The organism is Paenibacillus sp. FSL R5-0623 (assembly GCF_037974265.1).
Classification (GTDB): Bacteria; Bacillota; Bacilli; order Paenibacillales; family Paenibacillaceae; genus Paenibacillus.
Window position 1 is genome coordinate 4710358 of record NZ_CP150233.1, and the last position, 15083, is coordinate 4725440.

14 protein-coding genes are annotated in these 15083 nt (G+C 47.4%); all 14 read right to left on the reverse strand.

Annotation, left to right across the window (positions count from 1 at the left end):
• Position 1: 1 nt before the first annotated feature.
• On the reverse strand, positions 2-901 hold the full coding sequence (pgeF, locus tag MKY92_RS20720; RefSeq protein ID WP_339297471.1) for a peptidoglycan editing factor PgeF: 900 nt from the start codon (positions 899-901) through the stop codon (positions 2-4).
• Between the two features lie 51 nt (positions 902-952).
• Entirely contained in the window at positions 953-1345 is a 393-nt protein-coding gene (locus MKY92_RS20725) for a YlmC/YmxH family sporulation protein (RefSeq protein WP_143760324.1), read from the reverse strand.
• 174 nt (positions 1346-1519) lie between these two features.
• A complete protein-coding gene (gene sigG / locus MKY92_RS20730) occupies positions 1520-2302 on the reverse strand; it encodes an RNA polymerase sporulation sigma factor SigG (protein ID WP_017687309.1) in 783 nt (260 codons plus the stop codon).
• Positions 2303-2413: 111 nt separating this feature from the next.
• Positions 2414-3136: an RNA polymerase sporulation sigma factor SigE gene (gene sigE, locus MKY92_RS20735; RefSeq protein ID WP_017687308.1), complete on the reverse strand. Its 723-nt coding sequence runs from the start codon at positions 3134-3136 to the stop codon at positions 2414-2416.
• An 11-nt stretch (positions 3137-3147) separates the two neighbouring features.
• The gene (spoIIGA, locus tag MKY92_RS20740) at positions 3148-4128 is read right to left on the reverse strand and encodes a sigma-E processing peptidase SpoIIGA (protein WP_339297472.1); all 981 of its coding nucleotides are present in this window, start codon (positions 4126-4128) and stop codon (positions 3148-3150) included.
• A 261-nt stretch (positions 4129-4389) separates the two neighbouring features.
• Positions 4390-5505: a cell division protein FtsZ gene (gene ftsZ / locus MKY92_RS20745; protein ID WP_017687306.1), complete on the reverse strand. Its 1116-nt coding sequence runs from the start codon at positions 5503-5505 to the stop codon at positions 4390-4392.
• 150 nt (positions 5506-5655) lie between these two features.
• Positions 5656-6942: a cell division protein FtsA gene (gene ftsA, locus MKY92_RS20750; protein WP_253501941.1), complete on the reverse strand. Its 1287-nt coding sequence runs from the start codon at positions 6940-6942 to the stop codon at positions 5656-5658.
• 293 nt (positions 6943-7235) lie between these two features.
• Positions 7236-8003: an FtsQ-type POTRA domain-containing protein gene (locus tag MKY92_RS20755; protein WP_091014077.1), complete on the reverse strand. Its 768-nt coding sequence runs from the start codon at positions 8001-8003 to the stop codon at positions 7236-7238.
• 58 nt (positions 8004-8061) lie between these two features.
• Complete coding sequence (gene murA, locus MKY92_RS20760) at positions 8062-9345, reverse strand: UDP-N-acetylglucosamine 1-carboxyvinyltransferase (protein WP_221822039.1); 1284 nt, start codon at positions 9343-9345, stop codon at positions 8062-8064.
• Between the two features lie 17 nt (positions 9346-9362).
• Positions 9363-10268 carry a UDP-N-acetylmuramate dehydrogenase gene (gene murB, locus MKY92_RS20765; protein WP_339297473.1) on the reverse strand — a complete coding sequence of 302 codons (906 nt, stop codon included), beginning with the start codon at positions 10266-10268 and terminating at the stop codon, positions 9363-9365.
• A 149-nt stretch (positions 10269-10417) separates the two neighbouring features.
• Positions 10418-11527 (reverse strand): undecaprenyldiphospho-muramoylpentapeptide beta-N-acetylglucosaminyltransferase, encoded by a 1110-nt coding sequence (gene murG / locus MKY92_RS20770; RefSeq protein ID WP_339297474.1) that lies wholly within the window; start codon positions 11525-11527, stop codon positions 10418-10420.
• Positions 11528-11534: 7 nt separating this feature from the next.
• Positions 11535-12632, reverse strand: a complete 1098-nt coding sequence (gene spoVE / locus MKY92_RS20775; RefSeq protein ID WP_036614875.1) for a stage V sporulation protein E — start codon at positions 12630-12632, stop codon at positions 11535-11537.
• A 48-nt stretch (positions 12633-12680) separates the two neighbouring features.
• Positions 12681-14102: a UDP-N-acetylmuramoyl-L-alanine--D-glutamate ligase gene (gene murD, locus MKY92_RS20780; protein WP_339297475.1), complete on the reverse strand. Its 1422-nt coding sequence runs from the start codon at positions 14100-14102 to the stop codon at positions 12681-12683.
• Positions 14103-14105: 3 nt separating this feature from the next.
• A complete protein-coding gene (gene mraY, locus MKY92_RS20785; RefSeq protein ID WP_047843751.1) occupies positions 14106-15074 on the reverse strand; it encodes a phospho-N-acetylmuramoyl-pentapeptide-transferase in 969 nt (322 codons plus the stop codon).
• Between the last annotated feature and the right edge of the window lie 9 nt (positions 15075-15083).

The window sequence follows — 15083 nt, forward strand, 5'->3', positions numbered from 1 at the left end:
GTCACCTCTCTTCCAGCCCAATCCAGCTCGCCATCCGTCCTGTAACACCATTTTCCTTCCGATAGGAGAAAAATAGTTCGGGATGACAACTTGTACACCATGTTGTACATTCGATATGATCCGGCATTATTCCTGCTTTCATCATAATGTGTCGATTACATTCTTTCAAGTTTAACATCGTTTTACCGTTATTCACGGCTCGATATGCTTGTTTAGAAGCAGAATCCTTGTATTCATCATTAACCGGGGAATCATCAAACCAAACCCTTACATGCTGCATGACCGCCTCATCCACTTCATAACAGCAATCCCCAATCGACGGACCGATTGCAGCTCGAATGTCCTGCCTACGGCTGCCATACTCCCGTTCCATCGTCTCTACCATGGATACAGCAATACCTGCGACTGTACCTTTCCAGCCTGCATGAGCAAGACCTACCGCCTGCTGCACAGGGTCATAGAAATAAAGCGGAACACAGTCTGCGTAGAAAGAAGTCAACAGCACACCGGGCACATTCGTGACCAAGCCATCCGTATCCTGCAACGCAGATTGACGATCAAGTAATCCTCTGCTTCGATCTTCAGCGGTAATTACAGCCACATGTTTGCCATGCACCTGCTCTCCACAGGTCCATGCTTCTGCTGCAAAGCCAAGCTTCTCGGTTACAAGCCTGCGGTTGTTAAGTACAACTTCAGGGTCATCCCCCACATGGTAAGCACAATTGAGCGTGGCATACGGAACTTTTCCAACTCCACCATGCCTCGTCGTAAACCCTACTGACAGCTGTTCAAATTGCTGTGTCCAAGGCTCAACATATAATAATAACGGATCAGGACCGAAATCTGAATTTGGGTTCTTGGTCCGTTCAAGTAATTCTTTATCCAATACAAAGGGTTCCATTATCTCACCTCACCACTTCCAGTGTACCAAATGAGCCACATTCTGTCTCATTTATATCGTTCGACGCTGATTACGTTCCGACCGTTCAATGCGCTCCACACGCTCTATCCGGTTATGCTGCTGTTCATCATACAGGCGCGCTTCGCGATCACGCTCATCGTACGTATTTTCCTTCACCTCATCCATCTTCACCAAAATCACATCTGAACCAATCTTTACGATATTTCTCCAAGGAATCACCAGATCTGTCCCCCCGCCAAAAAGACCCATAAAACGGCTGTACCCTGGCACAACAATCGCTTCAATTCGTCCCTGCTTCAGATCCAACTCCAAATCACTGATCTGACCGAGGCGTTTACCATCCGTAATGTTAATGACATCCTTTGTCTGAAAGTCCGAGATTTTCATGCCTCGTGCCGCTACTTCGCTCGTATTCACTTTCATTCATTTCCGCCCCCTGTTATTCCTCTTCTGCCCGTTCTTCACGCTTCTATACAATATATGTTTCAGGGGCGAAAAATGTCCTGTTTTTCACCGAAAGTGGCAACGTTCCATAACAAAAAGACGACCAACGGTATACACTGCCCCGATTGATCGTCCTTCTGCCCTTGCATCGTGTTACGACTTTACATGTTTTTGCATCTGCTGTATCGCTGATTTCTCCAGACGTGATACCTGAGCCTGGGAAATGCCAATTTCATCAGCCACTTCCATCTGGGTTTTCCCTTCGAAAAACCGCATCGACAGAATCATTTTTTCCCGCTGACCAAGACGATGCATCGCTTCACGGAGTGCAATTTCCTCGATCCATGACACATCTTTGTTTCTGTCATCGCTGATCTGATCCATAACATAGATCGGATCTCCACCATCATGATAAATCGGTTCGAAGAGCGAGACCGGGTCCTGAATGGCGTCCAATGCAAAAACAACATCTTCCTTCGGCACATTCAGTACTTCCGCAATTTCGAATATCGTCGGTTCCCGGGAATTTTTATTCGTCAGGCTGTCACGGACCTGAAGTGCTTTGTAAGCAATGTCCCTCAAGGAGCGAGATACCCGAATTGGGTTATTATCACGCAGGTATCGACGGATTTCACCGATAATCATCGGCACCGCGTAGGTTGAAAATTTGACATTCTGGGATAAATCAAAATTATCAATGGCTTTCATCAGGCCGATGCAACCAACCTGGAACAGATCATCGACAAACTCCCCCCGATTGTTAAAACGCTGAATGACACTGAGTACCAGACGCAGGTTGCCATTCACTAATTTCTCTCTTGCTGAGCGATCATGGTGTTGCTGAAGGGAATGAAACAATTCCCGCATTTCAGTGTTGGTGAGGACAGGCAATTTTGCGGTGTCCACGCCACAAATCTCGACTTTGTTTCGGGTCATCGTGATTTACCTCCCAAGGAGAAACATTAATGTACATTATCTCCGGGGCAGGCTTTTTTATTCGCACTTGGCACCCTTGCCAGTAATACCCATTCTGACCAATGATGTATTTCAGACCATTTTATTGAACTCCTTGCGGAGTCTTTTAATGATTCTTTTTTCGAGTCGAGAGATGTAGGATTGGGAGATTCCGAGGAGATCGGCTACATCTTTTTGTGTCTTTTCTTCCCCATCCGTCAGGCCAAAACGAAGCTCCATAATCATTCGTTCGCGCTCCGTTAATTTTTCCAGCGCCTTGTGCAAAAGTTTCCGGTCTACCTGCTCTTCAATATTCCGATAGATTGTATCGTTTTCTGTACCCAGTACATCGGATAATAATAGTTCATTTCCATCCCAATCAATGTTGAGCGGTTCATCAAAAGAAACTTCAGTTCGGATCTTACTATTACGTCTCAGGTACATCAAAATTTCATTTTCGATACAACGTGAAGCATAGGTTGCCAGTTTGATTTTCTTTTCCGGATCAAATGTATTAACTGCCTTGATCAATCCGATGGCTCCAATGGAGACCAAATCTTCAATATTGATTCCTGTGTTTTCAAACTTTCGTGCAATGTACACCACCAGGCGCAGATTGCGCTCAATGAGCATCGCGCGAATGGCCGAGTCTCCCGAGGATAATTTTTGCAGCAAAAATTCTTCCTCTTCCCTTGTCAATGGCGGCGGAAGTGCCTCACTTCCCCCAATGTAATAGATCTCTTCACTCTTGAGCCCCAACAAAAATAACAGACGGTAATATTGCAGCTGCGCCACCAGTTTCCATTTCACAAGCATGTACGTTCCTCCTATACCACATTCAGCGGCTTTTCTGTTGCTCCCGCAGAGAGAGCCGTAGACTGCGCAGAAGCAGCGTCTTGCACAAGTTCAGGATGAATCACGGCCTGGTATTTCCCATCCGACGACAAAACACCTCCATCCAGCCCAATAAGTACCCTTGTCGTCTCATAACATGTTTCCTCCATCGTCACCTTCACCCGGTCCGGCTTCATTGCCAGCATAAACGCAGTCCCTTTGTTAATGCCCCGATAAGGCACTAGCCGCAGTCGATCCTGCCACTGAAAACTTTCCTGATCAAGCTCCAGAATAAGGTTGTCCGGCGCCTCGTCCTTGAGTCTACCCTTCCATGAAGCAGGTAACATGTCTTGCCATAACGAAACTTCCATCACCATGACCGGCATGCGCGATAAGGGATCTGTAAGTTGATTGCCCGTATCCAGAAGGCCTGTACAAGAAATGACTACCTCATCGATGCAGACCTCAACTTTACCCAAATAGGTCGTCATGCGATCTGTTTTCCGTTTTGAGCTCTGCACAGCTTTGAATAAAAACAGGACAGCAAAAAATACGATAAACGTGAACCAGAAAGCAATTTTCAGATCAAATGACATACCGCCAGAAGCCGTGAACCAAATGCCGTTAAACAACTCACCGGAGCTCTGAAGCATGTAATGCACACCCAGAATACCTCCGGCAGCGACAAAATTAATCACATAGAAGGTACCGAGCGTCCTCGCAAAAGCCTGCAGACCTTTAAAACCAAAAGCAATCGTAAGCATGACCAGCGAGAACCCGAACTTGATCAGAAAGGTGAACATAAAATCAAACTCCGGTACAAACATCATGACCACGTATAATGCGCCCACAATGGCTGACAGCAACCACCGCCACCAAATCAGCTTTGTCTTGCGCATCCAGGCGGTCATTCCGATGAGTGCACCGTCAATACACAGGTTTGTCAAAAAAATCAGATCCACATAAACAACCAAACTCTTCACCTGCCTGCGCGCAACATATCGAAATACCGGTACCCGATATCCTGATATTCATGAGCATATTCACAAGTATACGGAGCCCCCTGTTCAAAGTCTGTCTAATCATGGGGGTGTGGTTCCAACTTTTTTTGTCGGAATTGCTCAGGCCCTTTGTTCAGAATTTGTTCATTGCTGTATGCTATGATATCTAAATAAACAGAAAAAACCCGGTCGCTCCATAAGGAGTACCGGGTTTCCAATAAATTGATTTGCGTATTAATCGTTGTTATTATTGCGTGAACGATTGCGTAAAAATGTCGGAATGTCCAGCTGATCATTGCTCGGCTGATTTCCGAAAGGACGCAGGTTCGGCGAACGTGTATCCGTCGTCTCCGCTGTTGCTGGAGCTGGTTTACGTCCTGGTGGTGGTGGAGCAGGTTTATCTTCAAAACCGGTTGCAATAACCGTAACCTTAATCTCCTCTTTCAGGTCTTCGTCAATGATGGCACCAAAGATCATATTCACTTCCGGGTCGGAAGCAGAAGTTACGATCTCTGCCGCTTCGTTCACTTCATACAGGGACAGATTAACACCACCCGTAATATTCATGATTACGCCGCGAGCACCTTCAATAGAAGTTTCCAGCAAAGGACTCATAATGGCTTTGCGTGCTGCTTCTGCGGCACGATTCTCACCAGTTGATTCACCAATCCCCATAAGGGCCGAACCACGTTCGTGCATAATCGTTTTGACGTCAGCAAAGTCAAGGTTGATCAGACCCGGTACCGCGATCAAATCAGAGATACCTTGTACAGCTTGACGAAGTACGTTATCCGCTTGACGGAATGCTTCAAGCATAGGAGTCTTTTTGTCTACGATTTCGAGCAAACGATCATTAGGAATCACGATCAGTGTGTCGACTTTTTCCTTGAGAGCTTCAATACCTTGCTCTGCATGGCTGGAACGCTTGCGTCCTTCAAATGTAAATGGACGAGTTACGACACCAACGGTAAGTGCACCACACTCTTTAGCGATTTCGGCAATAACCGGAGCCGCACCTGTACCTGTACCACCGCCCATACCGGCTGTAACAAATACCATGTCTGCACCTTTCAACGTGTTCATGATCAGATCGCGGGACTCTTCCGCTGCTTTTTTACCTACATCCGGGTTGGCGCCAGCACCAAGACCACGAGTCAATTTATCACCGATTTGCAATTTATGCTCGGATTTCGCCAGGTGTAACGCCTGAGCATCCGTATTTACCGTAATAAATTCAACACCTTGTACACCATTTTCAATCATACGGTTGACTGCATTGCTTCCGCCGCCGCCTACACCTATGACTTTAATTTGAGCCAAGCTCTCCATCTCGAAATCAAATTCCAACATATTATTCCATCTCCCCCTCAATGTGCATGGATGGCCCGTCCAATTTTTGATTTGAACCGAATCAATTTCATATATCGACGAACGAAAGCGTTTATTTTAGTACCGGCGCATTCAGACGGCTTCAAGAATGTATGAAATGGATCCAACCTGTTATATAAATTCGCTGAACATATTCTTCAGCCGTTCGAACAGACCGGGTTTTTGCTCCGATTCCTGTGCCGCATTTGGCTTCGGACGGTTGGTCGGTTTCTTGTTGTTATTATTGTTGTTGTTGTTATTTCCACCGCCGTTATTGATCGAGGGACGAATGCGCAAACTGCGAATTACACTGTGCAATATGCCGACTCCGCTTGTAAACCCAGGGTCACGCACACCAATATAATCCGGAACTGCAACTCGTACCGAAGCAGCAAGCTCATGCTGAGCGACCTGCAGAACCCCCGGCATAGAGACCGTACCTCCCGTTAGTATATAACCTCCAGGAAGCTCGTTGTAACCAAGACGTTTCACTTCTTGGGATATCATCTGGAATATTTCTTGAACCCTAGGTTCAATAATTGCTGCCAGATCCTCCTGTGAAAACTCCTTGTCTACATTACTGCCAATTCGGGTGACTTTGAACATCACATCCGCAGCAGCATCATCCAACCAGGCGCAGCCATATTTCAGTTTCACCTTCTCTGCCTGATCCGTTAACGTGCGTAAGCCATAGGCGATATCATTTGTTACGAATTCCCCACCTATAGGCAACGTTGATGTTGCAACAAGACTGTCTTCTTCAAAAATGGCGATGGTTGTTGCACCTGCTCCAATATCAACAAGCACTGAACCCATCGTTTTTTCATCTTTGGACAAAGCCAGTTGACCCGCTCCAAGCGACATGAGAACCAGATCGCTTACTTTCAGACCCGCTTTTTCCACGCAGCGCAAAAGATTATGTATCGCGGTTTTTGCACCCGTTATGATCGTTGCTTCAACTTCCAGACGAACACCAATCATACCACGGGGGTCCTGTATGCCCTCCAAGCCATCTACAACATATTGCTTGGCGACAACATCAATAATTTCCCGTTCCGGAGGAACTGCAATGACTTCGGCTGCTTTCAACACCCGTTCCATGTCTTCTTCTCCGATTTCACGATCCTCGTTAGACACAGCCACGACGCCGTGACTGCTCATCAGTCCGATATGATTTCCCGAGATTCCAACATACACTTCGGATATTTGAATACCTACCATACGTTCTGCATGATCCACTGCGTTGCGAATCGACTGCACCGTCTGATCGATATCTACGATTACACCTTTGCGAATTCCCTCCGAGTCGGCAGATCCAACTCCTATAATATTAAAGGTTCCATTATTCATTTCCCCAATAATAGCGCGAATTTTGGATGTACCGATGTCCAAACTAACAATGATGTCATTGTTGCTCAAGTCTGTGGCACCTCCTGACTCCAATAGTAAATTACGTTCGAATTTAAACACTCTTAAAACATATTCAACACACTTCAGGCTTTCCCTCTTTTTTCTACAATGTTTTTGGGTGTCAAAATCTGGTTGCCAGACATAAAACCTTGAAGAAAAAAGAAGGAGGCAACTCATGTGCCATAAGTTCAAGTGTATCATTTTTTCTTCATCTCAGAAAGAACAAGTTTCATTGCTCTGACGGGGTCAACCCCCGACCTGCCTAGGCTTTCATATTCAGTCCAGCCTCATCATGGCAAAGATCAGGGGGTTGCTCCTGGTTCAGCATCATCTTCCGGGTCATCCGGGATGAAAGGGACATAGGTATCTGCCTCAAGCATGGTGATTTTACCAGGCCGTTCGGTCTCAATCACCTGATTCAGATACTCCACTTTATCCGATAAAAGAGAGACGGTTGTAATCACTTCAAACTGCGATTTGGTATACATCCGAATCTGATCCGGAAATGAAGGCGTTGGGTTCGGAATAATTTCCGAAATATCCGTCGTCAATTCATTTGGAATTTTAGCAAGTGTCTGGCTCAGTTTGGCTTTGAGTGGATCATCAGCCTTCCATTGGGTCAATATGGGCTTCTCCACAGCAACACCAATTGTTGCCGGAACCGTCAAGCTTGTCCCACTGGCCAATATCGCTTTGAGCGTACCGTCAGAACCAAGCTCATAAGCAACCGTGGCATATTCCTGAACCTTGATATGGATAATACCCGGAAATTGCTTGTCCACGGTAACGGTGGAAATCGCCTTGATGGTCTTGAGACGCTCAATAACCTCGGCAGTACTTGTCCCAAAAAATTGTTCGCCTTCTTTCAGCCCGCTTTTCTCCAGCAGTTCTGAAGTTGCTGTATATACATTACCCGTAATTTCAATTGCCGAAATCCGACTCATGGAAGAACGAAAGAATAGTACAGCGAGCAATACAATAAATAATAATAAGAGAATAATTACAATTTTGCGGCTTGTGTTTCCTTTTGGCCGATTCTTCTTCAGAACCGGAATTTGACTTTTAGGCATAAGTAGCGCTCCACAAAGCCTCAGGTCCCCTTCCTTCAAGAAGGGGACTCCAAGGACGTTAATTGGCAAAATCCAACTGTTTCGAAACGGGCGACTGACGCTCAACCGATGCTCCAAGACTTTGGAATAACTTCTCGATCTGATCGTAGCCCCGGTCAATATGATGCACTTGCTCCACAACCGTTTTGCCTTGAGCAGCCAGACCAGCAATGACCAGAGCTGCACCTGCACGAAGATCGGTTGCTTCTACTGTAGCCCCGTACAGACGGGGAACACCACGGATAAATGCTGCGTTCAGATCGACTGAAATATCAGCCCCCATCACATTCAGTTCATCCACATGTTTGAACCGGCCCTCGAATACCGTTTCCTTCATCACACTGAATCCGTCTGCCAGACTGAGCAGCACCATGATTTGCGATTGCAAATCTGTCGGAAACGAAGGATACGGAGAAGTCACAATACGGTCTACTGATTTGGGACGGCTCATACAGCTCACCGTCATTATATCATTGCAGACTGTGATTTGAACACCAGTGCGCTTCAATACATGTATAAGTGAAGTAAGATGAGCAGGATTGCAGTGTGTAAGCGTAACATTGCCTCGTGTTGCTGCTGCTGCAATCATTACGGTTCCGGCAACGATTCGATCCGGTATAATCTCATAGGAACAAGGCTTCAGTTCCTCAACGCCATTGATCGTAATTGTATCCGTTCCTGCACCAATAATGCTTGCACCCATAGCATTCAAAAAGTGTTGCAGGTCCTGGATTTCAGGTTCTCTTGCCGCGTTGCAAATGGTTGTCGTGCCTTTAGCCAGAACGGCTGCCATCATGATATTCTCGGTTGCTCCCACACTCGGGAAATCCAAATGAATATCTGTACCCACCAGATTGTGCCCATGACAGATAATCTGTTGGTCCTGCTCTTCAATCAAGGCTCCGAGCGCTTCCAGGCCCCGGAGGTGAAGATCAATTTTGCGTTCTCCAATGGCACAACCACCTGGCTGATACACTGACACTTGCCCAAACTTGGCCAGCAATGGTCCCATCAAAAAAATGGAAGAGCGCATCTGCTTCATTAGATCTTCTGGCACATCATATGACCGGATAGACGAGGTATTAATCGTCACTGTTCCCTGTTCATGCCGACACGTGCATCCAAGCCGTTCCAGGATATACAGCATCACTTCAATGTCCAGCAAGTGTGGAACGTTATGCAGTGTAACTTCTCCATCTGCCAACAAACTTGCGGCCATAATCGGTAAAGCGGCATTTTTTGCTCCATGGATGCGTATGGATCCTGAGAGGGGTTTCCCGCCTTCAATCACCAATTTGTCCAATGTATCACCTCCGGGGTTTACCGCTCACCCACTACGAAGACTTCCGGTACCAGGTTAATACCGGTTTGAGATGATATAGTGCTCTGTATCTGCTGCATTAGGGTGATAACGTCCTCTGCTGTTGCTTGGCCTGTATTAACAATGAAATTGGCATGCATGGTGGATACCTGTGCGCCTCCCTGGGTCATTCCTTTCAGCCCTGCTGCTTCAATCAGGCGGGCTGCATGATCACCCGGTGGATTTCGGAATACACTACCTGCACATGCCATCTGCAGTGGCTGTGTGCGGCGCCGGCGATCTTTGTAAGCCGCCATCGTTTCCGAAATGACGTTGCGCTCTCCATGCTGGAGTTCAAATGTAGCTTCCAGCACAATGCCTCTCCGATCATGCAGAACAGAGTGGCGATAGGCAAAATCCATGTCCTCCTTGCTGTAACGTACCAATTCCCCTGTCTCCAGTACAATCTCAGCGAATTTGAATATCCGTGACACATCCGATCCATGCGCGCCTGCATTCATGTATACGGCTCCACCGACAGTGCCGGGGATACCGCTGCCGAATTCCAGACCGGTCCATTCCTTTTTGGCAGCAACCACACTGAGTTTAACAAAAGAATGCGCCGCTCCGGCGGTTACACCGCCTTCGTGAAATTCGGCATAATCAAAGCCCTCGCCTGGTTTCACCACAACACCGCGTATTCCTTTGTCTGACACCAGCATGTTTGAGCCCCGTCCAAGTTGCATCCACGGAATCTGATACGTGTGAAGCAATTGAACGAGATTCATCATCTGCTCTTTATTCTCAGGAATGACCAGTGCATCCGCAGGACCGCCGATCTTCCATGTGGTGTATTTGGCTAGCGTTTCGTTTTCAAGAACTCTGCCAACATTATTCTGGGATAGTAACGATATCCACTGATGCATGTTTGCTTCCTCCTTTGCTTCAAAACCGATGAACACGGTATATTCTGTTGTTACAGACCGTGCTCTGGCGCCATGGAACGATGGTCACGATTTATACGGTATCTTATGTCAGCCCCGTCTTGTGTGTGACAATCGCCCACAAACACACTTTATCGGCGTGCAGCAAGACGCTGAATTTCATGAACAAGCACTTCAGCTGCATCGGGTTTCCCCAGTTTCCGGGAGGCTTCAGCCATTCGTTTGCGTCCCGATTCATCATTCATAATCTTGGCAATGGCTTCATACAGGACTTTGCCTGTAAGCTCCTTCTCCAGCATCGTGAGTGATGCGCCTCCACCTTCAAGCGTGCGTGCATTGGCTTCCTGATGATTATTAGTCACGTTAGGTGACGGAATCAGGATTGAAGGAATCCCCAGTGATGTAATCTCCGCAAGGAATGATGCACCTGCACGGTTTACAATCAAGGATGTGCAGGCAAGCACCTCAGGCATATTGTGCACATAAGGCAGGACATGCAGGTGGTTTGGCATCGTACCCAATGAGCTGCGAATGGCTTCACGCGTTTCATCAAAATAGGTATCCCCTGTCACGTAAACGACATGTACATCGTCCAGTTGTTCCAGCAATGGAGCCATGTCCACCATGGCCTGATTGATTGCTTTTGCCCCGCGACTGCCACCAACCACAAGAACAACACGGCTGTTCATCGGTACACCTAACGTGGCAAAACCACGATCACGGCTAGCCTGGGCTACCGTAGTCGCTCGCGGATTACCGGTGTAAATCACCTTTTTTGCGCCGGAAAACGATTTTTCAGAACCTTCAAAGCTAACGGCAACCGTGTCCACATAACGCATCAAAAATTTGTTCGTCAGACCAGGAATGGCGTTCTGTTCATGAATTATACTCGGAATTCCCAGTTTTGTTGCTGCATATACCACAGGTCCACACACATATCCACCTGTACCAATCACAACATCCGGTTTGAATTCCTTCAGCATTTTTTTGGACTTGCGTACACCTTGAATGAAACGCATGACCGTTTTCAGGTTGTCGATGGACAATTTCCGCCGAAAGCCCGTAATATCAATGGATTTAAAAGGAATATTTTCTTGGGGAACCAGCTTACTTTCCAGCCCTCTGGTTCCTCCGATGTATAGAAATGTCGAGTCCGGGTTCTCCGCCTCGCATTGTCTTGCTATGGCAACGGCCGGATAGATATGTCCACCCGTACCGCCACCGCTTAGAACGACTCGCATCGCATAGTCACCTCGCATAACGGGATAAATTCACTAAAATGCCCAGTGCTGTGAGCATGAGGGTCAATGATGACCCGCCGTAACTGATCAGAGGCAATGTAATGCCCGTAACAGGCATCATGCCAATGACAACACCAATGTTAATAATGACCTGTACGGCGACCATACCTACGATACCAACACCAAGCAGACTGCCAAAGGCATCCGGAATGGTCATGGCTACACGCATCCCTCTCCACACCAGCACCAGAAACAACAATAATACAATCATTCCACCTATAAAGCCGAGTTCTTCGGCCAAAATACTAAAAATAAAATCCGTTTGCGGTTCAGGTACATAGCTGTACTTCTGCCGGCTCATACCCAGTCCCAATCCCGCCAGTCCACCAGGACCAATTGCGTATAAGGATTGAATGATCTGATATCCGGCACCCAGCGGATCGGACCACGGGTCCAAAAACGCTGTGATACGCTGCAGCCGATAGGGTGCTGCTGCAATCAAAGCTGCAAACCCCGCTACGCCGCCAAGAGCAAGCAAGCTCAGATGTTTCATTCGCGCTCCGGCTGTGAAAATAATAAGCATCGATGCGCCCATCATCACGGTGCCAGTCCCCAAATCAGGTTGCAGCATAATAATCCCAAAAGCCAAACCAATCAATCCCAGCGGTGGCAGAAGCCCCGTTGTGAAGGTTTTGATTTTGCCCGGTTCCTTGCTCAGCCAGTGAGCGAGAAACAGAATCATGCCCAGCTTCATAAATTCTGAGGGCTGAATACCGAACGAACCAATGCCCAGCCAACTTCGTGCACCACCGCGAACCACACCGATTCCAGGAATGAGCACCGCAATGAGCATAATAAAACAGGCAATCAATATAGGCTTGGCATATTTCCTCCACACCCGGTAGTCTACATTAGCAGTTACGAACATGGCCACAAGCCCAAGAACCGCAAACAGGGCCTGTCTTTTTACAAAATAAAATGAATCGCCATAGTCATGAAAGGCAAGCACCGAGCCCGCACTATATACCATAATAATGCCGATGGCAAGCAATGCCAAAATACAAATCAGCAACCAAATATCTGGTGCCGGTCGCGTCTGTTTCATCAGGAGGCCACCCCTTGCATGGAAGTAGGGGCTTTTCCACCCCCCTACTTACAAGTTATGCGCCGCCTCTTTAAAAATGCGTCCCCGCTCTTCATAGGAAGAAAACATGTCCCAACTTGCACATGCCGGGGATAACAAAACGACATCACCGGCACTGGCAAGCTTCGATGCTTCCTGCACAGCAACGGTTAACGTCCGGGCAGCGTCCTCCTCATTATCGACGACCTTAATTTGCTTTAATCCGGCAAGTTCCGCGACTTTGGCAATTTTCGTCCGTGTTTCTCCAAGCGCAACAACAGCTTTTACCCGTTCCTGGAACAAGGGTAACAACTCCATCATGTCTGACCCGCGATCCAACCCTCCAGCAATCAATACGACCGGTTCCTTGAACGAATTCAGGGCCATGACCGTAGCCTTCGAATTGGTCGCTTTGGAGTTGTTGTAGTACGCAGAGCCATTATGCTCTAGAACGTATTCAAGTCGGTGTTCAACCGCCTTGAAATCTGCAAGTGGATCAGCCAACACTGCTGGATCAGCTCCTGCCGCTACGGCGATGGCTACAGCAGCCATTGCATTCTCCACATTGAATCGTCCAGCGATGCCAATGTTCTCGATGTCAATAATGGTGTGGTGATTTCCCTTTTCATCCGCGTAGATAATCTGACGCTTCACATCATCCTCTTCTCCATCTACATAAGGAGGATCTGCATACACACCTACATCCAACTTCTCAATCATTGAGAAGGGAAGCAATCTGCCTTTGATGTAAGGAACCAGACCACGACATACCGCATCATCCCAATTCAGAATGGCTACGTCGTCAGGCTGCTGATTCGCGAACAGTTTGGCTTTGGAAGCCACATAATCATCCAGATCCCCATGATAGTCCAGATGTGTCTCTGCAACGTTAAGCAAGCTGGCAATCCGGGGACGGAAATCAACCGTTCCTTTGAGCTGGAAACTGCTAAGCTCAACAACCATCCAGTTATCTGGAGAAGCTTGCTCTGCCGCTTCACAGAGAGGTGTTCCGATATTACCGGCAACGATCGGGTTGAGGCCGGCATGTTCCAACATTTCCCCCACCCAAGTGGTTGTTGTTGTTTTACCGTTGGAACCCGTAATCCCGATCATGGGTGCAGCACATAGATGATAAGCTACCTCTACTTCGGTCACCACTTCAATGCCCAATGCCAAAGCTTGCTGCACAGGAGCTGCATGGTATGGGATACCCGGGTTTTTGACAACCAGCTTCACACCACTGTGAATCAGATCATCCGGATGCCCTCCGCATACAACAGAAATTCCCAAAGCCTCCAATTCGGAAGCTTCGGGACATTGATCTCTCTCTTTTTTATCATTTACTGTAACCTTCGCTCCGGCGCGATCCAGCACTTTGGCGACCTGTACGCCGCTTTTGGCCAATCCGAGCACAACGACTTGTTGTCCGCGATATGATTCAGGATGGTTCATGATCTACAACCCCTTGTTGAGATAAAGTCCAAGAGCGGCCAAAATTGCGCCTACCGCCCAAAAGGTAATAACAACCCGCCATTCTGACCAACCACTTAATTCAAAGTGATGGTGAATGGGGCTCATTTTGAATACACGCTTGCCACGAGTCTTGAAAGATACCACTTGAATGATGACAGACAGGATCTCGATAACAAAAATACCGCCAATGATAACAAATAGAAGCTCTGTCTTGGTTACAATCGCTACCGCACCAATCGCACCGCCAATACCCAGAGAACCGGTGTCGCCCATAAACACTTTGGCCGGATGTGCATTGTATACCAGAAAACCGAGTACAGCTCCGATCATCGCTGCTGCACACACTGCTGCCGGCATCGACGTGGCTTGCATCGCCACAATGGCAAACGCGCCAAAGGCAATTGCACTTACCCCTGACAGCAAACCATCCAGACCGTCGGTAAAGTTAACCGCATTGGTAATGGCAAGCATCATGAATACGACAAACGGATAATAGAACCATCCGGTCCAGTCGAACGAAAATGACGTACCCGGAATAGAGATGGCTGTGCTGTGTCCATTCTGGATCAGCAAGAAACACATCACTGCACTGAAGAACAATTGGCCCAGCATTTTTTGTCTGGCCGTCAGTCCCAGCGAACGTTTGAACACAATTTTGATGTAATCATCCAGGAAGCCAATTAGCCCAAATCCCAGCGTAGCCACAAGCAAGACATAAAAGTCTGTATTCTTGACTGCCGAAAATTTCAAAAAGGCCAATGTGAACGCAACTAAAATGACGACTCCACCCATTGTAGGTGTTCCGCTTTTTTTCAAATGGCTCTGAGGCCCATCTTCCCTAACTTGCTGTCCGAATTTCATTCGACGTAACAGCGGAATCAGGAGCGGTGCGGCAATCACCGCCAGAATAAATGAAACACCGATTGTTAACAGTAATACCTGAAAATCCATGGGTTCACC